Raw genomic sequence first — 22,608 nt, 5'->3', positions numbered from 1 at the left:
ACCCCCGCCCCCCGGGGCGGGTCGGGCGGCGCCGGGGCCCCCGCGGGCCGGGGGCGGGTAACCCCCCCCCCACACACCCCATACCACTCACGCGGGGGGTCCGCTCCCCCACCCCCCCTCTTCTGTCTTCAACTATCTGGTCGGGGTGACAGGATTTGAACCTGCGGCCTCTTCGTCCCGAACGAAGCGCGCTACCAAGCTGCGCCACACCCCGATGGCCCTGAAGGCCTCATCTAGGATACACGAGCGCGAGGGGTGCTCGTGACCACTCGGGCGGTCACGCCGCTGCCGTCAGGGTCACCAGCGTCGCCTCGGGCCGGCACGCGAAACGTACCGGAGCGTAGATCGACGTGCCGAGGCCGGCAGAGACGTTCAGGAAGGCGGAGCGGAAGGCGTGACGCCAGATACTCAGCCCCTTGACCTGCTTGCGCGGGATGTCGCAATTGGTGACGAGCGCTCCGTATCCGGGCACGCAGACCTGGCCGCCATGGGTGTGGCCGGCGAAGATCATCGCGGCCCCGTAGGTGACGAACGCATCCAGCACCCGACGATAGGGAGCATGGACGACGCCGAGGGTCACCGTCGGGCGGGCGACCGCCGGTGCGTCGTCGGGCCAGGTCGCGTCGTCGCTGTACGGGTCGTCCTCGCGGAGCTCGTCCAGGGCGCCGGGGATGGCCTCCACGCGGTCGTAGCGGACATGCGGGTCGTCGACGCCGAACAGCTCCAGGTGCGTGCCGCGGATGTCGAGCGAACCGGCCGCGTTGTTGAGATCGAGCCAGCCGAGATCGCGGAGATACGCCGTGAGGGAGGCTGTGTCGAGCCGCGGTGCGGTGGAGCCGTTCCTCTTCGACGGCCCCGAGAAGTACTTGAGGGGATTCTTGAGCTGCGGACCGAAGTAGTCGTTCGAACCGTGGACGAAGACGCCGGGCACGCCGCGGAACGCGTCGAGCGCCGCGCGGACGCCCTCGAGGCCGTTCTCGTGGCTGAGGTTGTCGCCGGTGTCGATGACGAGATCGGGTTTCAGTGCCGCGAGGGCGCGCACCCACTCCTGCTTGTCACGCTGCCACGGCGCCATGTGCAGATCGGAGAGGTGCAGCACGCGGATCGGCTCCGAACCGGCCGGGAGGACGGGCGCGGACACCTCACGGAGAGTGAAGGCGCGACGTTCGATGAGCGACCCGTAGGCGAACGCCGCCGCCCCCGCCGCGCCGAGCACCGCCAGAGCGGTGCCCAGCGGGCGGAGAGCCGAGCCGCGGCCCACTAGCCGCCGCCCGGCGTCGGCGGGGTGCTCGCCGCGGCCACGGTCAATGTGATCTGCGTGCCCTGCTTCGCCGGAGTGTTCGCGGCCGGATCCTGAGACTGGACCGTGGCGTCGCCGCCTCCGCTGCCGGCGACCTTCACGCTGAACCCTGCACTGGTCAACGCCTTCTGCGCATCCGAGGCCTTCTGCCCGACGACGTTCGGAACAGGGGTCAGCGAGCCGGTGCTCGTGTAGACGGTCACCACCGTGCCCTTCCCCACCGAGCTGCCGGCGGCCGGGTCCGTGGCAGAGACGGTGCCGTTCGGCTGGACGGAATCCTGCGGACCGCCATCCGCGCTCTCCAGGCCGAGGCCTTTCAGGATGTTCTTGGCCTCGTCAGGCGACTTGCCGGCCAGGTCGGGGATCGCGATCTGGACACCACGCACGAGCTTGTCCGGCGCGGCCGGGAAGTCGTCGCCGCCGTACTTGCCGACGGCCGCAGCCATCATCGTGCGCTGCACCGCGGTCCGCGCGATCGCCGGTGTCGTGCCGTGAGTCGGGTAGATACGGCGCATGTCCTGGTGTCCGGTGATGTTGCCGACCCAGTACGCGCCCGCGACCTTCGTCGTGGCCGCGACGAGCCAGAGCTGCTCGTTGCCGTCGGTCGTACCGGTCTTGCCGAGCATGTCCTTGCCGGTGGTGTTCATCCCGGCCGCGGTTCCGTTCTGCACGGGTCCCTGAAGCGCCTTGGCCATGGTGTTCGCCACCGTCGGGTCGACCGACTGCGTGCACTTGGTCGCCGGAGGTGCGACCTCCTTGCCGCTGCCGTCGACGATCTTGTCGATGGCCACAGGGCTGCACGTGAGACCGTTGTTGGCGATGCCCGCGAACGCGGTGGCCATGGTCAGCGGCGCGATGTTGTTCGTGCCGAGCACCGATGCTGGATCGGAGTTGAGCTCGGCGTTGTTGGCCGTGTGGACTCCGAACGCCTCGGCGTCCTTCTTGATCTCGCACAGGTCCAGCTGGGACGCCATCGAGACGAACGCCGTGTTGATCGAGTTGGTGGTCGCGTTCTGTGCGCTGCGCTGACCCTCTTCACCGCCGGAGTCGTTCGTCGGCTTGTAGCTGCCGGACCAGTCTCCCGTGCACGAGTTCTTGAACTTGGTGTACGTCCTGACATTCGCGTTCACGGTCTCATTGAGCGAATGGCCCTGCTTCAGCCACTCGGCCAGCGTGAACACCTTGTACGTCGATCCGACCTGGAACCCGCCGGACCCACCGAAGGCGTAATCCGTGGCGTAGTTGATCGCGCTGAATCGAGCGTCGCTTGCTGCTTCGTCCCCGTCCTGCGTGTAGTCCTTGTTCTGCGCCATGTAGAGCACGCGCCCGGTCCCGGGCTGCACGCCGACGAGGACGCCGCCGAGGTCGACCTTGTAGGTCTTCGGCACGTAGGAGTTGATGGTGTCTTCTGCGACACGCTGCAGATCGATGTCGAGCGTCGTGTAGATCTTGTATCCGCCACGGTTGAAGTTCGCCGTGCGGGTGTCGTCATCCTTGCCGAACGTGGGGTCATTGAGGAAGATCTTCTGGACGTAGTCGCAGAAGTACGCCGATCCACCGGCCGTCTGGCATCCGCGAACCGACGGGGTGATCGTCGGCTGGACGGGCGTTTTGATCGCCTCGTCGAACTGCGCCTTGGTCAGCTTCTTGTACTGGTACATCTTCTGCAGGATGTAGTCGCGGCGCTCCTTGTTCTTGGCGTAGCCGTTGGCTGCGCCGTTCGTCTCGGAGTCCGGATTGTCCAGCTTGAGCGAGGTGGGCTCGTTCACGATGGCGAGGAGGCTGGCCGACTGCGCGGGCGTCAGCGCCGCCGCCGTCGTATTGAAGTAGTAGTGCGCTGCCGCCTCGATGCCGTAGACCGAGCCGCCGAAGCCGGCGATGTTGAGGTACCCGACGAGGATCTGGTCCTTCGTGTACTTCTTCTCGAGCCCGATGGCGTACTTCATCTCCTTGACCTTGCGGTCGGGGGTGACGCCGGTCGAGTCGTCGACGCAGGCCTGGTACGCCTTCTTCTGCTCGTCCGTCTTGACGGGCATCGCCTCGCACTTCTGCAACAGCACGTTCTTGACGTACTGCTGAGTGATCGACGATCCGCCCTGCACCCCGCCGCCGGAGACAGTCGACAGGACGCCACGCATTGTGCCTTGGATGTCGACGCCGCCGTGGCTGTAGAAGCGCGGGTCCTCGCCAGCGATCGCGGCATCCTTGGCGGCCTGGGAGATCTGGCCGAACGTGACGGGGAGCCGGTTCTGGGAGTAGAAGGTCGCGAGAGCGAGGTCGGAGCCGTCGGCCTTCTTCGCGTAGATGGTTGTCGGCTGGGCGAGCGTGCCGATCTCGAGATACTCGGGGAGGCCCTCGAAGACGCCGATCCCGTTGTTGGCGGCCATACCGGTCACGGCGATCGCCGGCGTGACAGCGGCAGTGACCAAGAGGCCGGCGACGGCGCTCATGCCGACGAACGCGCCGACTGCACCGAGCACACCTCTAGCCCGTGGTTTTTTCGCAGACATAGGATCAGAGTAGGTGATCAACCTGATAAACGGCCCGAACGCAAGGAGCACGATGCCGCGCTGGGAATACCTCACGACGCCCCTGATGATCCACAACACCGCCGCCATCCTCAACAACTGGGGCTCGGAGGGGTGGGAACTGGTGCAGGTGGTGACGGGTCCGGAAGGCGGCCTGGTGGCCTACCTCAAGCGTCCCGTGAGCGACGGGGCGGACGCCTGATGGGCGCCGTCGAGGCCCGCCTGGCCGAGCTCGGGATCGACCTCCCGGACGTCGTGCCGCCCGTCGCCGCCTACACTCCCGCCGTCGTCGACGGCGGCCACGTCTACACCTCCGGTCAGCTCCCGATGGTCGCCGGCGCACTGCCCGCGACCGGCAAGGTCGGCGAAGGCCACGGACTGATCCCGGCCGCCGACGCCAAGGAGTACGCCCGCACCTGCGCTCTCAACGCGCTCGCCGCGGTGAAGAGCGTGCTCGGCTCGCTCGACCGCGTCACGCGCGTCGTGAAGGTCGTCGGGTTCGTCGCCTCCGACCCGTCGTTCACCGGGCAGCCGGGCGTGATCAACGGCGCCTCCGAGGTGCTCGGCGAGATCTTCGGCGAATCCGGCGTGCACGCCCGTTCCGCCGTCGGCGTCGCCGTGCTGCCGCTCGACTCGCCCGTCGAGGTCGAGATCGTGGTCGCGTTCGAGTAGTCCGCGCCGCAGATGTGCGAAGGGGCGGTGCCGCACGGCACCGCCCCTTCGTCGTTCCCGCCGCCTAGGAGAGCTTGCTCTGGATGGAGCTCATCACGGCAGTGTCGGCGAGCGTCGTCGTGTCGCCCACTTCGCGGCCTTCCGCGACATCCTTCAGCAGCCGGCGCATGATCTTGCCCGAGCGGGTCTTGGGCAGCTCGGTGACGACGAAGATGTCGCGCGGGCGGGCGATCGCCCCGATCTGCTCCGCAACGTGCTTGCGCAGCTCGGCCGCGACGTCGATCGACTGCGCTGTCTCGAGCTGGTTCTCCTTGATGATGACGAAGGCGACGACAGCCTGGCCGGTCGTCTCGTCGGCCGCGCCGACCACCGCTGCCTCGGCCGTGAGCGGGTGGGCGACCAGCGCCGACTCGATCTCCGCGGTCGAGAGCCGGTGGCCCGAGACGTTCATGACGTCGTCCACCCGGCCCAGGAGCCAGATCTCGCCGTCCTTGTCGTAGCGCGCCCCGTCGCCGGCGAAGTACTTGTCGCCGAACTTCGACCAGTAGGTCTCCACGAATCGGTCCGGGTCGCCCCAGATGCCGCGGAGCATGCTCGGCCACGGCTCGGTGACGACGAGCAGACCGCCCTGGTCCTTGCCGACGGCGACCCCGGCCTCGTCGAGGATCTCGATCGAGACGCCGGGCAGCGGCACCTGCGCACTGCCGGGCTTGAGGGTGGTCACGCCGGGCAGCGCGGAGATCATGATCGCCCCGGTCTCGGTCTGCCACCAGGTGTCGACGATCGGGGTCCCGCCGCCGCCGATGACCTCCCGGTACCACATCCAGGCCTCGGGGTTGATGGGCTCGCCCACCGATCCGAGCACGCGGAGGCTCGAGAGGTCGAACTGCTGCGGGTGCTGGCGCCCGAGCTTCATGAACGACCGGATGGCGGTCGGCGCGGTGTAGAAGATCGACACCTTGTACTTCTCGATGATCTCCCACCAGCGGCCGGGGTGCGGGGTCTCCGGCGTGCCCTCGTAGAGCACCTGCGTCGCGCCGTTCGCGAGGGGGCCGTAGACGACGTAGCTGTGACCGGTGATCCAGCCCACGTCCGCGGAGCACCAGTAGACGTCGCTCTCGGCGTGCAGGTCGAAGACGTTCTTGTGGGTGAACGCGGTCTGCGTCAGGTATCCGCCGGAAGTGTGGAGGATGCCCTTCGGCTTCCCGGTGGTGCCGGAGGTATAGAGGATGAAGAGCGGCTGCTCCGCAGGGAACGCCTTGGCGACGTGGTCGGCATCCACCTGGGCGATCTCGTCGTGCCACCACAGGTCGCGACCGTCGGTCCAGGCGACGTCGTTCCCGCCGCGCTTGACGACGAGGACGTGCTCGACCGAGCTCTCGGAACCGGTCAGCGCGGCGTCGACGGCGTCCTTGAGCGGGAACACCCGGCCCTTGCGCCAGCCGCCGTCGGCCGTGATGACGAGCTTCGCCTCGGCGTCGTCGATCCGCGAGCGCAGGCTCTCGGCACTGAATCCGCCGAAGACGACGGAGTGCACGGCGCCGATGCGCGCGACGGCGAGCATAGCGATGACCGCCTCGGGGATCATCGGCAGGTAGATGGCGACACGGTCGCCGGCGTGGATGCCCAGACTGGTGAGCAGGTTGGCGGCCTTCTTCACCTCCGCGGTGAGCTCGGCGTACGTGAGGGACACGGAGTCTCCCGGCTCGCCCTCCCAGTGGATCGCCACGCGATCGCCGTTGCCGGCCAGCACGTGCCGGTCGAGGCAGTTGTAGGCGACGTTGAGCTCGCCGTCGTCGAACCACTTCGCGAACGGCGGGTTCGTCCAGTCGAGAGTCCGGGTGAACGGCTTGTGCCAGTGAAGGAGCTCGCGGGACTGGTCGGCCCAGAAGCCGAGCCGGTCGGCGGATGCGCGATCGTAGAGGTCGGCTGTCGCCACCGCGTTCGCGGCGAACTCCTCCGACGGGGTGAACCGGCGGGCTTCATGGAGCAGATTGTCGATTGTGTTGCTCATGGGGAGGCTGTTCGCTCCTTTGCGATGCTGATTGTTCTGTCGTGGCGCGACAATGCCTGACTCTACAACGTCGGGAAGACCCGGCGACCGGAGACTTGCGTTTGCATTGATTCCGCGTAAACTTGACCCCGGCCGAATGTAAATTCGTGCGTGCGGCGCAAACGATTCCCCCCAATCCTGCGCCGCAGTGGCCGCACCTGTTCCCCCCAATAGGTGCGGCCCCCCTTTTTTTAACCGGACGCCAGGTGTCGGTTGTCTCGGGCGGTGCTGCCCGGCGTGCTCTCATCCACAGCTCCTCCCGTCACGCGGTCGATCCACCGATCGCGTGCAGGAGACGTCCCTGCCTGCGCGATGCCGTTGGCTCGGAGGATGTTCACCGAATCGCGATCTCCGCGTCCCGCCGAGCCCGGACTGTGGGAGACCTTCGGGATGCTGGCGCCCTACCTCCAGCACCCCGGCATCACCGACCTGTTCGTCACGGCGTCGGGCGAGCTCTGGAGCGACGGAGGGCCGCGCGGGCTCCATCGCATCGACGCGTGGCACGCCGACGAGCCGGAGGTGCGTCGCCTCGCCGTTCAGCTCATCTCGCGCGGCGGGCGGCACATCGACGAGGCGACGCCATTCGTCGACGTCCGGTTGCGCGGAGGGGTGCGAGTGCATGCGGTGCTCCCGCCGGTCTCGACGGGCGGCACCCTCCTCTCCATCCGCATCCCGCGCCACGAGGTGCTCACCCTGGCCGATCTCGTCGAAGCGGGATCCCTCACCGCGCCCCAATACGCCGACCTCGCACGGGCGGTCGCCGATCGTGCGAACCTGCTGGTGACCGGTGCCGGCGGAGCAGGCAAGACCACGCTCCTCGCGGCCGTCCTCGCCCACGCCCCGCCGACGGAGAGGATCGTGGTGATCGAAGACGTCGCCGAGCTGCGCATCCCGCATCCGCACGTCGTCGGGCTTCAGACCCGTCAACCGAACCTGGAGGGGGCCGGTGGCGTCGATCTGCGGCGACTCGTGCGCGAGGCGCTCCGGATGCGCCCGGACCGTTTGGTGCTGGGGGAGTGTCGTGGCGAAGAGGTGCGGGACCTCCTGGGCGCGCTGAACACCGGTCATGACGGCGGGGCGGGGACGCTGCACGCGAACTCCCTCCTCGACGTTCCGGCTCGGCTCGAAGCTCTGGGCGCCCTCGCAGGCTTGAGCGAGCGCGCGCTCGCACGTCAGGCGGTCGCCGCTATCGGCCTGGTCGTCCACGTCGAGCGCACCGGGTCGAGTCGCCGTGTGGCCGGCTTCGGACGGCTCGTCCTCGACGAGGATGGCCGGCTCGGCGTGCGCTCGGTGGAGGAACCCGGCGATCCTCGTCTTCGGGTCGGCGGCCGGTGAAGGCGCTGGGCGGGCGTAGGCGGAAGGCGCACGGTGGTCTCGGGTGGCCTTCACCGCGCCGGAGGACGAGTGACGACGAGGCGGACGCCGAGCAGATCGCGTCCGCTGCAGAAGGGCTGGCGGTGCTGCTCGACGCGGGAATCGCCCCGGCGTCGGCCTGGGGATTCGTCGGAGAGGCGAGCCGGCATCCCCTCGTCGGACAGGTGGCCGCCCGCGTCAGAGCCGGCGAGCCGGTCGACGACGCGCTCGTCGGCGTGGCCGAACGGTCACAGGGGGACGGGATGGCGGCGCTCGCCGCATCCTGGGTCGTCGCCGTCTCCGCCGGTTCGCCGTTGGGTCCCTCCCTCCGAGGCGCGGCGACGGCGCTGCGGGACAGGGCCGAGGTCGTCCGTGAGGTGGAGGTCGCCCTCAGCGGGCCCCGCTCGACGGCGCGTCTGGTGGGGTGGTTGCCGCTCGTCGGGATCGGGTTCGCGATGCTCCTGGGCGTCGACGTCGTGGGTGTGCTGAGCAGGTCGACCATCGGTCTCGGACTGCTCGCGGGAGGGGCGCTGCTGGCCGTGGCCGGGCGGCAGTGGACGGCGGCGCTGGTCCGCCGGGCCACCCCGCGCGGCGAACTGCCCGGGGTGGAGGAGGAACTCCTGGTGATCGCGCTGCGCGCCGGCCATTCGATCGAGGGGGCGCGAGGTCTCGTCAGCCGGACCACCGACCGACTCGGTCTCGCGGTGGCGGGCGGTGGTGCCGTCGACGATGCGCTGAGCCTCGCGGAACGAGCCGGGGCGCCCGCGGCCGAACTGCTCGCTTCGGCCGCGGCCCACGGTCGCCGGTCGGCTCGGGCAGCGGGGCGACGGGAGGCCGCCGCGCTGGGCGTGCGCCTGCTCGTGCCGCTCGCGCTCTGCGTGCTTCCCTCGTTCCTGCTGCTCGGCGTCGGTCCCGTCGTACTCGGTCTGATCTCCTCCACCGTCGCCGGGTTCTGACGGTTCTCCACCGATCGAGCGCGCACCGCCCTCAGCGGCCGGCGTCACCGAAGGATAGGAGCACGGGCCGAGACGCGGAACCAGCCGAGGCCGACGACGAAGGGGGACCTGCAGACATGGACGGATCGAGAGCGAGAAGACTCGCGAGAGAGATCGTGCGGGACGAGACGGGCGCGGCGACGGCGGAGTACGCGATCATCACCGTCGCCGCGGTGGGGATCGCGGGCCTGCCCGCACTGGTCCTGCGCAGCGACGAGGTCCGCAGCCTCCTGACCGACCTGGTGCATCGTGCTCTCACGGTCGCAGGGTGATGGCGAACGCGGCAGCGTGACGGCGGAGTTCGCGGCCGCCCTCCCCGCCGCACTGGTGTGCCTGGCCGTGGGGATCGGCGCGATCCAGGCGGGAGGTCAGCAACTCCGCCTCATCGATGCCGCCGCCGTCGATGCACGGCTGCTGGGCCGAGGGGATCCGGCGGGAGGGGATCCGGTGGGCGGAACGGCGCAGCAGCCGGAGCCCGATCGGACGATCGAACGGTCGCAGGGGATGGTCTGCGTCACGCTCTCGGCGCCGAGCGCCGTCGTGGGGCTGGGAGCGACCGGGCTGCGGATCAGCGGCCGGGCCTGCGCCGTGGACGAGGCCATCGATGCGACCGGGTGACGGTGGACGCGAGAGAGGGGCGGGGAGCGTCGTCGTCCTCGCGATCGTCGGCGCGATGATCGCCGTGCTCGTGGCGATCCTGGCGGTGGGAGGAGTCCACATCGCCCACCGGCGAGCGGCGGCGGTCGCCGACCTGGCGGCGCTGGGGGCGGCGGATGCAGCGGTGGGAAGGATCGGTGACGAACCGTGCGCGGCCGCGTCGCGAGTGGCGGAGGCCAACGGTGCCGACCTCGACGATTGCGCGGCGGACGGCGTACGTATGACCGTCACCGTCGGCGTCGGAATCCCCGGGGGCATGAGGGTGACCGGCCGAGCGCGCGCAGGCCCTCCTCGACGCCGGAGGAGTCCGTGACGCCGATCAGTCGAAGACCGTCTCCCGGTACCGGTAGCCGATCGCACTCGGCCTGTTCGCGTTCGAATCGGCCGAGGCGTACTCGGTGTCCGTCCCGGACACGCGGATGTAGAGGTACCGTTTGCCACCGGAGGCGGGGATCTCCAGACGCGGCCGGGGGTCGCCGGAATCCAGGAATTCGGTGGTGATCGTCTTGCCCTCGAGCGGGCCGTCCGTCAGCTTGGCGGTGTACGTCGTCAGTGATGTCGTTGCCATGCCTCCATTGTCCTCGGCGCACCCGCCGCCGCAAGAGATCATCGGCCGTCGGCCCCTGCGCCGAGGGCGAACGCGCACGACCGGATTAGGCACACCGCCGGACAAGGTGTGTATGGTTTGCCTGTTGGGCCGTCCGGCCCACGCTCGTCCGGCTTTGCGCCGAGGACCGGGCTCCGCGGCGCATCCGCGGAAGCGTGCTACCGACATCGTCGGGGCGACATCGTCGTACATATAAGAGGAGTCAGGTGCCTGACACGAAGAAACTCGTCATCGTCGAGTCTCCGAACAAGGTGAAGTCGATCGCCCAGTACCTGGGCGACGGATACGAGGTGATGGCCTCGGTCGGCCACATCCGCGACCTGATCGAGCCCAAGAACCTCCCGCCGGAGCTCAAGAAGGGGTCGCTCGGGAAGTTCTCGGTCGACGTCGAGAAGGACTTCGAGCCGTACTACGTCGTCTCCGACCAGAAGAAGAAGACCGTCGCCGACCTCAAGCGCGCCCTCAAGAACGCCGACGAGCTCCTGCTCGCGACGGATGAGGACCGCGAGGGCGAGGCCATCGCGTGGCACCTCATCGAGGTGCTCAAGCCCAAGGTCCCGGTCAAGCGGATGGTGTTCCACGAGATCACCCGCGAGGCGATCGAGAAGGCGCGCGACAACACCCGCGAGATCGACACGGCCCTCGTCGACGCCCAGGAGACCCGCCGCATCCTCGACCGCCTCTACGGGTACGAGGTGTCGCCCGTGCTCTGGCGAAAGGTCGGCCCCGGGCTCTCGGCCGGTCGCGTGCAATCCGCCGCGACCCGCCTCGTCGTCGACCGTGAGCGCGAGCGCCTCGCCTTCGTGCCGGCGTCCTATTGGGGACTGACCGCCCAGCTCGCACCGGAGGACGCCGCGTCCTTCCAGGGCCGCCTCGCCCGCCTCGACGGGTCCCGCGTAGCGACGGGCCGCGACTTCGACGACCACGGCCGCCTGACCTCCGACGCCCGGACGCTCGATGAGGAGGCCGCACAGACCCTGGCCGCGGCCATCCGCCAGCCGAGCACGGCCGTCGCCGTCTCGAAGGTCGACTCGAAGCCGTACTCGCGCCGGCCTGCCGCCCCGTTCACGACCTCGACGCTGCAGCAGGAGGCCGCCCGCAAGCTCCGCTTCTCTGCCCGCCAGACGATGAGCGTCGCCCAGACGCTCTACGAGAACGGCTACATCACCTATATGCGTACCGACTCGGCGTCGCTCTCGCAGCAGGCGACGACGGCCGCTCGCAATCAGGCGGCGAAACTGTACGGACCCGAGACCGTGCCGGACAAGCCCCGCACCTACGCATCGAAGAGCAAGAACGCCCAGGAGGCGCACGAGGCGATCCGACCGTCTGGAGAGGTGTTCCGCACGCCCTCCGAGCTCGAGAAGGTGCTCCGGGGCAACGAGTTCCGCCTCTACGACCTGATCTGGAAGCGCACCGTCGCCTCGCAGATGGCCGACGCAAAGGGCCAGACGGCCTCCGTCACGGTCGCTGCGACGATCACCGAGGGCACGCTCGACGGATCGGTCGCGGAGTTCACCGCCAGCGGCACCGTGATCACGTTCCGCGGCTTCCTCAACGCATACGAGGAGAGCAAGGACGAGGAGCGCAACGCGTCCGACTCGGCGGAGGCCAAGCTGCCGCCGCTCGAGCCCGAGCAGGCGCTCGCCGTGACCGAGGTCGAGGCCGACGGCCACGAGACCACGCCGCCCCCGCGCTACACCGAGGCGAGCCTCGTGAAGACGCTGGAAGAGCTCGGCATCGGACGCCCCTCCACCTTCGCGAGCATCATCTCCACGATCATCGACCGCGGCTACGTCACGCAGCGCGGCCAGGCGCTCGTGCCCAGCTGGGTCGCGTTCTCGGTCGTCCGCCTGCTGGAGGAGTACTTCGGAGACCTCGTGCAGTACGACTTCACCGCCGAGATGGAGGACGACCTCGACCGCATCGCCGACGGCGCGGCCGAGCGGATCGACTGGCTGAACAGCTTCTACTTCGGCAGCGACAAGCACAAGGGACTGCGCCGGGTCATCGACAACCTGGGCGAGATCGACGCACGCAGCATCAACTCGATCGCGATCGACGACGGCGTGACCCTGCGCATCGGCAAGTACGGCCCCTACCTCGAGGTGGTGGAGCCGGACGCGGCCGAGGACGCGACTCCGCGACGGGTGAACCTCCCGCCCGAGCTGGCGCCGGACGAGCTCACCCCGGCCAAGGCCCGCGAGCTGATCGACGCCCCGGTGCAGACCGACCGCGTGCTCGGCTCCAACCCCGAGACCGGCAAGATCGTCCTCGCGAAGGACGGCCGATTCGGACCGTATGTGACCGAGGCCGAACCGGAAGAGGACCCGCAGGCCGACGCGACGACCGGAGAGGTCGTCGAGAAGAAGAAGCCCGCGAAGAAGGCCTCTGCGCCCAAACCGCGCACGGCCTCCCTCTTCAAGTCGATGGACATCGCCTCGCTCGACCTGGAGACGGCGCTCAAACTGCTCGACCTGCCGCGCGTCGTCGGCGCCGACCCCGAGAGCGGCGAAGAGATCCAGGCTGCGAACGGCCGCTACGGCCCGTACCTGAAGAAGGGGACGGACACCCGCTCGCTCACCACCGAGGACGACATCTTCACGATCGACCTCGCGGGGGCGCAAGAGCTCTTCGCGCAGCCGAAGTACGGCAACCGCCGTGCCTCCAGCGCCCTCAAGGAGTTCGACGCGGATCCGGTCAGTGGCAAGGCGATCAAGGTCAAGGACGGCCGCTTCGGCCCGTACGTGACCGACGGCGAGACCAACGCGACCATTCCGCGCGGCGAGACGGTCGACGAGGTCGACTTCGAGCGCGCCGTGCAGCTGCTCGCCGACAAGCGGGCGAAGGGTCCGGCCAAGAAGCCCGCCGCGAAGAAGCCGGCCGCGCGGAAGGCGCCCGCCAAGACGACAGCGGCCAAGACGACCGCGGCCAAGAAGACGGCAGCCGCCACGAAGACCACCGCGGCCGCGAAGAAGACCACGACCGCCGCCACGAAGGCTCCCGCGGCGAAGCCGGCGGCCGAGTGAGCGGGCTCTTCATCACGCTGGAGGGCGGCGACGGGGTCGGCAAATCGACCCAGGCCGCTCTCCTGACGGAGTGGCTCGAGTCGCGCGGGCGCACGGTCGTGCGCACGCGCGAGCCCGGAGGGACGGACGCCGGAGTCGAGATCCGCGAGATCGTGCTCCACCATCGAGGCGACATCGCACCCCGTGCCGAGGCGCTGCTCTATGCGGCCGACCGCGCGCACCACGTGGCCACCCTGGTCCGCCCCGCACTCGAGCGAGGCGACGTCGTCGTCCAGGACCGCTACATCGACTCGTCCGTCGCCTATCAGGGCGCCGGCCGGGTGCTCGGGGGCGAGGAGGTCCGCGACCTCTCCCTCTGGGCGACGGAAGGGCTGCTGCCCGACCTCACGATCCTCCTCGACCTCGACGAGGTCACGGCACGGGCCCGTCTGGACACCTCCCGCACCCGCTACGACCGGCTGGAGGCGGAACGCTCCGAATTCCACGCACGGGTGCGCGCCGCCTTCCTCGAACTGGCGGCGGGGGAGCCCGACCGCTTCCTGGTGGTGGACGCATCGCGTCCGGTCGACGAGATCGCAGCCGACATCCGGCAGCGCCTCGCCGACCGGGTCTGACGGAGCCGGTGTCCGTCGTGGGCGCTAGCCTGGAACGTATGGCAGTGTGGGACGACCTGACGGGGCAGGACGACGCCATCGCCATCGTCCGCGCCGCCGCTGCAGGCGCCGACGCCCGCAGCATGACCCATTCGTGGCTGATCACCGGGCCGCCCGGATCCGGGCGCTCGAACCTGGCCTACGCCTTCGCGACCGCCCTGCTCAGCCCGGGGACACCGGACGGCGACCTGGCCGCACAACGGCAGGTCGAAGCACGCACGCATCCCGACCTCGCCGTCCTCAGCACCGAACGCGTCATCATCTCGATCGACGAGGTGCGCACCCTCGTCTCGAGCTCGCAGTTCTCGCCGTCGGTCGGCCGGTACCGGGTGATGGTCATCGAAGACGCCGACCGCATGAGCGAACGCACCTCCAACGTCCTCCTCAAGGCACTGGAGGAGCCGCCGGAGCGCACCGTCTGGATCCTCTGCGCACCCAGCGACGCCGACCTGCTGCCGACCATCCGGTCCCGCGTCCGCACGGTACGGCTGAAGGTGCCGAGCGTCGCCGATGTCGCCGCGCTGATCGAACGCCGTGACGGCGTCGATGCCGCGACCGCCGAGCGTGCGGCCCGTCACGCGCAGAGCCACATCGGGATGGCGCACCGTCTGGCCACCAACGAGGAGGCACGCCGCCGCCGATCCGAGACGCTGACCCTCGCTCTCGGCGTCCGTTCCGTCTCGGGCGCCGTGCTCGCGGCCGCCTCGTTGCTGGAGATCGCCGGCGCCGACGCGAAGGCGATCACCCTGGAGCGTGACGCCGGAGAGCGCGAGCACGCCCTGCGCTCGCTCGGGGTCGAGCCGGGCGGCACCGTCCCTCCTGCGCTCCGCGGTCAGCTCCGCCAACTCGAGGAGGACCAGAAGAGGCGCGCGACGCGGAGCCTGCGCGACGGGATCGACCGGATCCTGGTCGACCTCCAATCGCTCTATCGCGACGTGATGATGCTGCAGCTCGGCAGCGCCAGTGAACTCGTGAACCTCGAACTGATCGAGCGCCTCGAGGCTCTCAGCACTCATACGACTCCCGCCGCTACGCTCGCGGCCATGGACGCGGTCCAGACCGCCCGCGAGCGGATCGACGGCAACGTCGCACCGGCGCTGGCGCTGGAGGCCATGCTCACCACCATCCTTCGCGGCGCCGCCGCGCGAAAGGGGACCGACCTGTGACCACCCGTTCGGGCACCCGCTCCGGCCGTCGCGCGCTGCGCCTGGCGACGGTCGCCGTCGCCGCGATCGCGGCACTCACGTTGACCGGCTGCGTGACGTGGTTCATCCCGCCGAAGACGGCGGCCACCTCGACGCCGGTGCAGGAGGACGTGTCGGCGGCACTGAAGCCGTTCTACGGGCAGGTGCTGTCGTGGAGCAACTGCTCCGGGGGCATGCAGTGCGCCACCGCGAAGGCGCCCCTCAAGTGGGACGATCCGGCCGCCGGGCAGGTCGAGCTGGCGCTCATCCGCCAGAAGGCCAAGGGGACGAAGCAGGGGTCCCTGCTGGTCAACCCGGGCGGACCGGGAGCCTCCGGTTACGACTTCGTCAAGGACAGCGTCGGCTATGCGACCGACAGCACGCTTCAGGACCACTTCGACGTGGTCGGCTTCGACCCGCGCGGAGTCGGACGTTCCACCGCCGTGAAGTGCTACGACGCGAAGCAGATGGACGGCTACCTCTACGACATCACCCCCGGAGTCCGCGGATCGGACGAGTGGATCGCCGCCAACGCGAAGGCATCCACGCAGTTCGGCGCGGCCTGCTCCACGAACACCGGCGCGCTGCTCGATCAGGTCGACACGGTGAGCGCCGCCCGCGATCTCGACCTGCTCCGGGCAGTGCTCGGGGACACCAAGCTCAACTACCTCGGGTACTCGTACGGCACGTATCTCGGCGCCGTCTACGCCGACCTCTACCCCGGCAAGACCGGGCGCCTGGTCCTCGACGGCGCCCTCGACCCGGCCGCCAGCAACTTCGACGTGACCAAGGTGCAGGCGCAGGGCTTCGAGAGCGCTCTGCGGGCGTATCTCAAGGACTGCCTCACCCAGAAGGACTGCCCGTTCAACGGCACCGTCGACGACGCAATGAAGACCATCTCGGCGCTGCTCGCCTCGGTCGAGAAGAGCCCGATCCGCAACGCGGACGGCCGCGAGCTCGGCGCGAACACCCTCGTCACCGCCATCATCTACCCGCTCTACGACGCGAACGGCTGGTCGTACCTGAGCCAGATGTTCGAGTCGGTGATGCGGGGGAGCGCCTCCGTCGCGTTCACCCTCGCGGACGCCTACAACAGCCGCGACAGCGACGGCACGTACTCCGACAACTCCACCGAGGCGTTCATGGCGATCAACTGCCTGGACTACTCGTACGACGCCGACCCTGCCACCATGCGCGCACAAGCGGCGGAGCTGGCCGTGGACGCGCCGGTGATCGGTCCGTACATGGCCTACGGCGACATCGGCTGCGCGACCTGGCCGTACAAGACGACCGTGAAGCGCGGGTCGATCGCGGCCGCGGGCTCCGCTCCCATCCTGGTCGTCGGCACCACGAACGACCCGGCGACCCCGTACGTGTGGGCGAAGAACCTGGCAGGGGAACTGGAGAACGGCCACCTGCTCACCTACAAGGGCGAGGGCCACACCGCGTACAACAAGTCGAACTCGTGCGTGAACAACACGGTCGACGACTTCCTCGTGAAGGGGACGCTGCCCGCCGAGGGGAAGACGTGCTGAGCGCACCACTGTGCGACGTTCCGTCACACAGGCGCGATCGAGTGGTGCAATTTTGCAGAGGGTGAAATAATCCTCCTGTGACTCTGGCACCTGACTCAGCGGTGGATCCCGAACTCGGCCTGCGCGAACGCAAGCGCATCGCCACTCGGCGCGCCATCCAGCTCGCAGCCCTCACCCTCGCCAGCGAGCGCGGCTTCGACCGGGTCACCGTCGACGAGATCAGCCATGCGGCCAATGTCTCGCCCCGTACGTTCTTCAACTACTTCCCGTCGAAGGAGACGGCCATCATCGGCGAGCTCCCGGAGCTGCCGGATGAGGACGACGTCGAACGGTTCATCGACGCCGGACCCGAGGAGCCGATCCTGCACGGGATGAGCCTCCTGCTCATCGCGGCGATCGACGGCGGCGAGCTGGGGGAGTCCGCTCAGCCGGCGCCGGGCGACACCGCGGCGAGCCTGCAGGAGATGCACACCCTGCGTCGCGCCCTGCTCAAGGACAACCCCGAGCTCTTCGCACAGCGCATGGCGAGCATGCACACGTTCGAGGACGCCCTGAGCGCCGTGGTCCAGCGCCGGCTCGCGCACGACGATCCCGCGCTCGCCGACGACGAGGAGGCGCTGCACCAGCGCGCCCGCCTCGTCACCTACGTCGCGTTCGCCGGCATGCGTCACGCGTGGTCGTGCTGGGCCGACCACGGCGGGGTGGAACCCCTAGCCGACCGGCTGCGCACCTCCTTCGACGAACTCCAGGCGCTCGGCTCCCAGGTCCACTGATCGTGCCGCCCGCACTGCGCGCGTGGTCGAGAACACCCGTTCGGATCGGGTAAGCTATCTGACTGTGCGCCGAGCGGAAGCCCGGCCCACGCCGCCCTAGCTCAGTCGGCAGAGCATCTCACTCGTAATGAGAAGGTCAAGGGTTCGATTCCCTTGGGCGGCTCCGTAGAACACGAAAGGCCCGCGGAGAACCGCGGGCCTTTCGGCTTTCTGGTGAGACCTCCGGCTACCCCGCCAGGACGGCCGCCTCGGCGTGGTGGCAGGAGACGTCGCGCAGCGGGATGCCGGGGACCGAGAATGCGCGCAGGGGCGGGATGTTGTCCCTGCACTCGTCGGTCGCCATCCAGCAGCGCGGGTTGAACCGGCAGCCCGAGGGCGGGTCGACGGGCGACGGGGGTTCGCCGCCGAGGATGCGGCGCTGCGACAGGCGTCCGCGGCCCTCCCGGGTGGCGGTGGGCGTCGCGGACAGCAGCGCCTGTGTGTACGGGTGCGCGGGGTGGTCGTAGATGGCGTCCGTGTCGCCGACCTCGGCGATGCGGCCGAGGTACATGACGGCGACGCGGTCCGCGATGTGCCTCACGACCGAGAGATCGTGCGCGATGAAGACGATCGAGACGCCGAGGCGGCGGCGGATGTCGCCGAGGAGGTTGATGACCTGGGCCTGGACCGACACGTCCAGGGCGGAGACGGGCTCGTCGCAGACGAGCACGTCGGGGTCGAGGGCGAGCGCTCGGGCGATGCCGATGCGCTGGCGCTGGCCGCCGGAGAACTGGTGGGCGAACCTCCCGAGCATGTCCTCGCCGAGGCCGACGAGCTCCAGCAGCTCGACGGCGCGGGCGCGACGTTGCGACCGGTTCATCGTGCGGGCCGCGGCGATCGGCTCGGTGACGATGTCGAGCACGGTCATCCGCGGGTCGAGGGAGGCGTACGGGTCCTGGAAGATCATCTGCACGCCCTGGCGGAGATGCTTGCGATCGCTCAGGCGGCCGCGGCCGACATCGCGTCCGCGATAGGCGAGTGTGCCCTCGTCGGGGCGTTCGAGGCCGACGAGCATGCGTGCGAGCGTGGATTTGCCGCACCCGGACTCGCCCACGATCCCGAGCACCTCTCCGGCGTGCAGCCGGAGGCTGACGCCGTCGACCGCCGACACGGTGGCCGGGCGCAGCCGCGAGCCGGTGGGGAAGCGGCGGGCGAGGCCGGAGGCGTCGAGCACGACTTCGCGGGCGTCCTCGTCGGGGTGGGGGAGCACCGCCGCGGGACGGGGGTCAGACGAGTTCACCGATGAGCTCCTCGGATCGGAGGCAGGCGGCCCGCCTGCCGGCGGCGACCTCGATGAGCGGAGGCCGGGTGGTCGCGCACGCGTCCACGGCGAGGTGGCAACGCGGGTGGAACGAGCATCCCCGTGGCACCCGCGCGGGGCTGGGCGGCGAGCCGGGGATGGTCAGCAGGTCGGAACCGCGCTGGGCGGCCTGCGGCACCGAGCGCAGCAGGGCCTCCGTGTAGGGGTGGGCGGGGTGGGCGAAGACGGTGTCCGCGCTTCCGCTCTCGACGATGCGTCCGGCGTACATGACCGACACGTGATCGGCGACCTCCATCACGACGCCGAGGTCGTGGGTGATGAGCAGGATGCCCATCCCGAGCTGCTCGCGCAGGGAGGAGAGCAGGTCGAGGATCTGCGCCTGCACCGTCACGTCGAGGGCGGTGGTCGGCTCGTCGGCGATGAGGAGTTCGGGATCGAGCGCGATGGCCATGGCGATCAGGATGCGCTGCCGCATCCCTCCCGAGAACTGGTGGGGGTAGTCGTCGACCCGGCGCGAGGGCGCGGGGATGCCGACGAGGCCGAGCAGGTCGACGGCGCGGGCGCGCGCCTGACGGCGGCTCGCCCGGCGGTGCACCCGGAACAGCTCGCCGATCTGGTCGCCGATGGTCATCACGGGGTTGAGGGCGGAGAGCGCGTCCTGCAGCACCAGAGCCATCCGTTCGCCGCGCAGTCGTCGACGGCCCTCGTCGTTCAGGGCGAGGAGGTCGACGTCGCCGAGCCGCAGCTCGTCGGCCGACACCCGGGAGTACTCGTCGCCGAGGCCCATGATGGCCCGCGCGGTGACGGACTTGCCGGAGCCGGACTCGCCGAGCAGCGCGACGAACTCGCCGCGGCCCACGCTGATGTCGACGTCGCGCACGGCCGGGATGTCCGGCCCGGAGCCGGTGAACGCGACAGAGAGGTTGCGTACCCGCAAGACCTCGTCGCCGGAGGGATTCGTAGTGTCCACGCTGACATCCTTGCATGTGAGTGATTTCCGGAATGTTTCAATCAAGAAACGAATTTGCCGAATTTTCAAACTCATGTTGACACAGATGCCGAATATCCGCGAGATTGTGTCCTGTCGCGCCTCAGGCGCACCTCGACCACCACCTCACCAGGAACGAAGGAGAAAGCGTGCTCGACCCCTCCCCCCGCTACACCGGATACACGGCCTACGACTACCTCGAGGCCGGCAAGGACTACCGGGAGTTCCGCTACGCCCAGCAGATCGGCCGCGTGCCCGCCTACGCCGGCCTCGGCCTCAGCGACGCCCAGGCCGAGCGCACCACGCGCCTGCTGACCGAGTCCACCGTCATCTCGCTGCACGACCACGTGCAGGTCTTCCCGGAAGACATGACGCAGCTGCGCGACCACATCCGCCAGGGTCGCGAACCAACCGGCTACGAGGGCCTCAGCCGCTCGGGCATCACGGCCGTCTTCGACAACGGGATGGACGGCACCTGCTGCATCTCGAGCGACGCCGGCTGGAAGTACCAGGACGTGCTCTTCGACCTGGGCGTGCGGATGGCCGACCTGGCCCACCAGGACTTCGTCATCAAAGGCGAGACGATCAAGGACATCGAGTACGCCGCGGCGACCGGCCGCATCGCGCACGTCTTCGCCCTCGAGGCGTCGACCATGATCGAGAACGAGGTCGACCGGCTCGACGTGCTCTACGGCTTCGGCGTGCGCCAGATGGGCATCGCCTACTCAGAGGCGAACACCCTCGGCTCGGGCCTCAAGGAGCGCGGCGACGGCGGGCTCACCTACTTCGGTGAGCGCGCGGTCGAGCGGATGAACAAGCTCGGCATCGCGATCGACGTCTCGCACTCCGGCGACCGGACCGCGGTCGACGCGATCAAGGCCTCCACGAAGCCGACCTTCATCACCCACGCCGGAGCCCGCGGGCTCTGGCCGACGAACCGCATGAAGACGGACGAGACGATCATCGAATGCGCGAAGCGCGGCGGAGTGATCGGCATCGAGGCGGCGCCGCACACGACGCTCTCGCCGGCGCACCCGCGCCACTCCCTGGAGTCGGTCATGGACCACTTCCAGTACTGCGTCGACCTGGTCGGCCTCGAGCACGTCAGCTTCGGCCCCGACACGCTCTTCGGCGACCACGTCGGCCTGCACGACGCCTTCTCGTCGAACCTGTCCCTCGGGCAGGCGCACGGGACGGTCGACTACGAGAAGGTCGAGTACGTCGACGGCCTCGAGAACCCGGCCGAGGAGTTCTACAACATCATCGGCTGGCTGGTGAAGCACGACTACTCCGACGACGAGATCCGCGCCGTCGTGGGTGGAAACACTCTTCGGGTCCTGAAGGAGGTGTGGGTCTGATGCGCCCACGGAAGATCGCACTCGCCGCCGCGGTGCTCGCCGCGTCGGCGCTCGCCCTGAGCGCCTGCGCGCCGAGCGCTCCGCCCGCCGCCTCCACGGCGACGGCCGGCTCGCAGACGCTCACGGTGGCCACCACCACCGACGTCGTGAACTACAACCCGCTGGTCGGCAACAGCCGCAGCGACTACTGGATCACGAACCTCATGTACCCGCACTTGCTGAGCATCGCGAACGACGGCTCGAAGGAGCCGCAGGTCGCGACCAAGTGGGGCTACGTCGACGACACCACCGGCTTCTACGAGATCCGCGACGACCTGAAGTGGAGCGACGGCGAGCCGTTGACCGCCGAGGACGTCGCCTGGACGATGAACGCGGTCAAGAAGGACAAGCCCTCCGGCACCTTCTACGGCCAGCTGACCAACCTCGACACGGCGAAGGCCGTCTCGAAGACCCGGGTCGAGTTCACCCTCACCAAGCCGGACTCGTCGATCGTCGAGGAGATCGGGTTCTGGGGCAACATCGTCCCGAAGCACGTCTTCGAGAAGGCCGAGTCGGTCGCGACGTTCCCGAACGACGGCAAGGACGGCGGCTGGGTCAGCGCCGGGCCGTACACGCTGACGAAGGTCCAGATCGGCCAGAGCTACACGCTCGACCGCGTCGAGGACTATCCGCTGGTGGAGGGCGGCACGCCGCTGTCGGCCTCGGTCGTGTACCGCGTCTTCCCGGACATCAACACCGAGATCCTGGCGCTGCAGAGCGGCGAGGTCGACGTGATCGCCAACGCGCTGCCGCCGGCGCAGGTCGCCAAGCTCAAGTCCACGAGCGGCATCGCCGTCGAGGAGGCCGTCGGGCTCGGGTATGCGCACATGACCTACAACATGAACAACGCGGACCTGGCCAAGGTCGAGGTGCGGCAGGCCCTCGCGCACGCCGTCGACTACGACGCCATCCGCAAGGTCGTGCTGCAGGGTCAGGCCGTCTCCACCGGCTCCAGCCCGCTGATGCCGGTGCTGAAGGACTACTACGACAAGTCGATCAAGCAGTACGCCTTCGACACCGACGAGTCCCGGAAGCTGATGGAGAAGGCGGGCTACACCGCCGGCTCCGACGGCATGTACCCGGTGAAGTTCCGCCTCATCTACTCGCTGCAGGACAGCGTCACGAGCCAGTGGGCGACCCTGGTGAAGGACAGCGCGGCGAAGGCGGGCATCACGATCGAGCTGCAGGGCACGGAGCGCAACACGTACCTCGCGATGACCAACAAGGGCGACTTCGACATCTACGCCGGCAACTTCGCCATCATGGACGACCCGGTGACGAACATGACGCTCGCGTACCTCCCCGGCGGAGCCATCAACTACACCTACGTCGACGACGCGAAGCTCAACGACCTGATCGCACAGGGCACCGCGACGACCGACAAGGACGCCAAGGTGAAGCTGATGCGCGAGGCCGCGAAGATCGTGCGGGACAACGTGTACGACAACATCATGTACACGCAGAACCTGTACTTCGCGCACAGCTCCAAGTGGACCGGGTTCGTCTCGAAGCCCAGCGAGCTGCTCTCCATCGTCAACCCGGTGTCGCTCGCGAGCGCTCACCCGGCCGGCAAGTAACCGAAAG

General features: G+C 69.1%; 20 protein-coding genes and 2 tRNA genes. 15 read left to right on the top strand and 7 right to left on the bottom strand.

The genetic code is table 11. The features are described 5' to 3' along the window. Positions 1–137: 137 nt before the first annotated feature. From ACFVU2_RS00180 to ACFVU2_RS00170, 3 genes are all read right to left on the bottom strand, one after another. A tRNA-Pro gene (locus ACFVU2_RS00180) sits at positions 138–214 on the bottom strand. A 63-nt stretch (positions 215–277) separates the two neighbouring features. Next, on the bottom strand, positions 278–1,261 hold the full coding sequence (locus tag ACFVU2_RS00175) for a metallophosphoesterase (RefSeq protein WP_387869683.1): 984 nt from the start codon (positions 1,259–1,261) through the stop codon (positions 278–280). Then, the gene (locus tag ACFVU2_RS00170) at positions 1,261–3,810 is read right to left on the bottom strand and encodes a transglycosylase domain-containing protein (RefSeq protein ID WP_387869681.1); all 2,550 of its coding nucleotides are present in this window, start codon (positions 3,808–3,810) and stop codon (positions 1,261–1,263) included. The genes ACFVU2_RS00175 and ACFVU2_RS00170 overlap by 1 nt, the downstream gene beginning before the upstream one ends. Positions 3,811–3,862: 52 nt before the next feature. Between ACFVU2_RS00170 and ACFVU2_RS00165 the strand changes: the two genes are divergently transcribed. Both ACFVU2_RS00165 and ACFVU2_RS00160 read left to right on the top strand, forming a co-directional pair. After that, positions 3,863–4,030, top strand: a complete 168-nt coding sequence (locus ACFVU2_RS00165; protein WP_387869679.1) for a hypothetical protein — start codon at positions 3,863–3,865, stop codon at positions 4,028–4,030. Next, a complete protein-coding gene (locus ACFVU2_RS00160) occupies positions 4,030–4,500 on the top strand; it encodes a RidA family protein (RefSeq protein ID WP_387869677.1) in 471 nt (156 codons plus the stop codon). The genes ACFVU2_RS00165 and ACFVU2_RS00160 overlap by 1 nt, the downstream gene beginning before the upstream one ends. Before the next feature lie 64 nt (positions 4,501–4,564). On the opposite strand, the gene acs is transcribed toward ACFVU2_RS00160, so the two are convergent. Then, on the bottom strand, positions 4,565–6,514 hold the full coding sequence (acs, locus tag ACFVU2_RS00155) for an acetate--CoA ligase (protein ID WP_387869675.1): 1,950 nt from the start codon (positions 6,512–6,514) through the stop codon (positions 4,565–4,567). A gap of 369 nt (positions 6,515–6,883) precedes the next feature. Between acs and ACFVU2_RS00150 the strand changes: the two genes are divergently transcribed. From ACFVU2_RS00150 to ACFVU2_RS00130, 5 genes are all read left to right on the top strand, one after another. Next, a complete protein-coding gene (locus ACFVU2_RS00150; RefSeq protein WP_387869673.1) occupies positions 6,884–7,888 on the top strand; it encodes a TadA family conjugal transfer-associated ATPase in 1,005 nt (334 codons plus the stop codon). 122 nt (positions 7,889–8,010) lie between these two features. After that, the gene (locus ACFVU2_RS00145) at positions 8,011–8,862 is read left to right on the top strand and encodes a type II secretion system F family protein (RefSeq protein WP_387869671.1); all 852 of its coding nucleotides are present in this window, start codon (positions 8,011–8,013) and stop codon (positions 8,860–8,862) included. A 155-nt stretch (positions 8,863–9,017) separates the two neighbouring features. Continuing rightward, positions 9,018–9,173: a DUF4244 domain-containing protein gene (locus ACFVU2_RS00140; protein WP_387869669.1), complete on the top strand. Its 156-nt coding sequence runs from the start codon at positions 9,018–9,020 to the stop codon at positions 9,171–9,173. Positions 9,174–9,189: 16 nt separating this feature from the next. Then, complete coding sequence (locus ACFVU2_RS00135; protein WP_387869667.1) at positions 9,190–9,519, top strand: TadE family type IV pilus minor pilin; 330 nt, start codon at positions 9,190–9,192, stop codon at positions 9,517–9,519. Continuing rightward, positions 9,506–9,871 (top strand): Rv3654c family TadE-like protein, encoded by a 366-nt coding sequence (locus tag ACFVU2_RS00130; protein WP_387869665.1) that lies wholly within the window; start codon positions 9,506–9,508, stop codon positions 9,869–9,871. The genes ACFVU2_RS00135 and ACFVU2_RS00130 overlap by 14 nt, the downstream gene beginning before the upstream one ends. A 6-nt stretch (positions 9,872–9,877) precedes the next feature. On the opposite strand, the gene ACFVU2_RS00125 is transcribed toward ACFVU2_RS00130, so the two are convergent. After that, positions 9,878–10,126, bottom strand: coding sequence for a hypothetical protein (locus ACFVU2_RS00125; protein WP_387869664.1), 249 nt, complete (start codon positions 10,124–10,126; stop codon positions 9,878–9,880). 245 nt (positions 10,127–10,371) lie between these two features. Here ACFVU2_RS00125 and topA point away from each other — a divergent pair, with 245 nt between their 5' ends. The 6 genes from topA (at position 10,372) to ACFVU2_RS00095 (ending at position 17,502) form a co-directional block, all read left to right on the top strand. After that, positions 10,372–13,194: a type I DNA topoisomerase gene (topA, locus tag ACFVU2_RS00120; RefSeq protein WP_387869662.1), complete on the top strand. Its 2,823-nt coding sequence runs from the start codon at positions 10,372–10,374 to the stop codon at positions 13,192–13,194. Continuing rightward, positions 13,191–13,808: a dTMP kinase gene (gene tmk / locus ACFVU2_RS00115; RefSeq protein WP_387869660.1), complete on the top strand. Its 618-nt coding sequence runs from the start codon at positions 13,191–13,193 to the stop codon at positions 13,806–13,808. The genes topA and tmk overlap by 4 nt, the downstream gene beginning before the upstream one ends. Before the next feature lie 38 nt (positions 13,809–13,846). Then, the gene (locus tag ACFVU2_RS00110; protein ID WP_387869658.1) at positions 13,847–15,013 is read left to right on the top strand and encodes a DNA polymerase III subunit delta'; all 1,167 of its coding nucleotides are present in this window, start codon (positions 13,847–13,849) and stop codon (positions 15,011–15,013) included. Continuing rightward, entirely contained in the window at positions 15,010–16,566 is a 1,557-nt protein-coding gene (locus tag ACFVU2_RS00105; protein WP_387869656.1) for an alpha/beta hydrolase, read from the top strand. The genes ACFVU2_RS00110 and ACFVU2_RS00105 overlap by 4 nt, the downstream gene beginning before the upstream one ends. A gap of 77 nt (positions 16,567–16,643) precedes the next feature. Beyond that, positions 16,644–17,339, top strand: a complete 696-nt coding sequence (locus ACFVU2_RS00100; RefSeq protein ID WP_387869654.1) for a TetR family transcriptional regulator — start codon at positions 16,644–16,646, stop codon at positions 17,337–17,339. A gap of 90 nt (positions 17,340–17,429) precedes the next feature. Beyond that, a tRNA-Thr gene (locus tag ACFVU2_RS00095) sits at positions 17,430–17,502 on the top strand. Positions 17,503–17,565: 63 nt separating this feature from the next. On the opposite strand, the gene ACFVU2_RS00090 is transcribed toward ACFVU2_RS00095, so the two are convergent. After that, positions 17,566–18,618, bottom strand: a complete 1,053-nt coding sequence (locus tag ACFVU2_RS00090) for an ABC transporter ATP-binding protein (RefSeq protein ID WP_387869652.1) — start codon at positions 18,616–18,618, stop codon at positions 17,566–17,568. Continuing rightward, a complete protein-coding gene (locus tag ACFVU2_RS00085) occupies positions 18,605–19,609 on the bottom strand; it encodes an ABC transporter ATP-binding protein (RefSeq protein WP_387869650.1) in 1,005 nt (334 codons plus the stop codon). Before ACFVU2_RS00085 ends, ACFVU2_RS00090 begins: the two co-directional genes overlap by 14 nt. Before the next feature lie 167 nt (positions 19,610–19,776). On the opposite strand from ACFVU2_RS00085, the gene ACFVU2_RS00080 reads away from it, so the two are divergent. Both ACFVU2_RS00080 and ACFVU2_RS00075 read left to right on the top strand, forming a co-directional pair. Continuing rightward, entirely contained in the window at positions 19,777–20,985 is a 1,209-nt protein-coding gene (locus tag ACFVU2_RS00080) for a dipeptidase (RefSeq protein ID WP_290473436.1), read from the top strand. Beyond that, positions 20,985–22,601, top strand: coding sequence for an ABC transporter substrate-binding protein (locus tag ACFVU2_RS00075; RefSeq protein ID WP_387869647.1), 1,617 nt, complete (start codon positions 20,985–20,987; stop codon positions 22,599–22,601). The genes ACFVU2_RS00080 and ACFVU2_RS00075 overlap by 1 nt, the downstream gene beginning before the upstream one ends. Positions 22,602–22,608: the final 7 nt, after the last annotated feature.

The sequence above is a fragment of the Leifsonia sp. NPDC058194 genome (assembly GCF_042883605.1).
Taxonomy (GTDB): Bacteria; Actinomycetota; Actinomycetes; order Actinomycetales; family Microbacteriaceae; genus Leifsonia.
The sequence above is the reverse complement of the archived record's forward strand: the minus strand, read 5'-3'. Positions and strand labels throughout refer to the sequence as shown.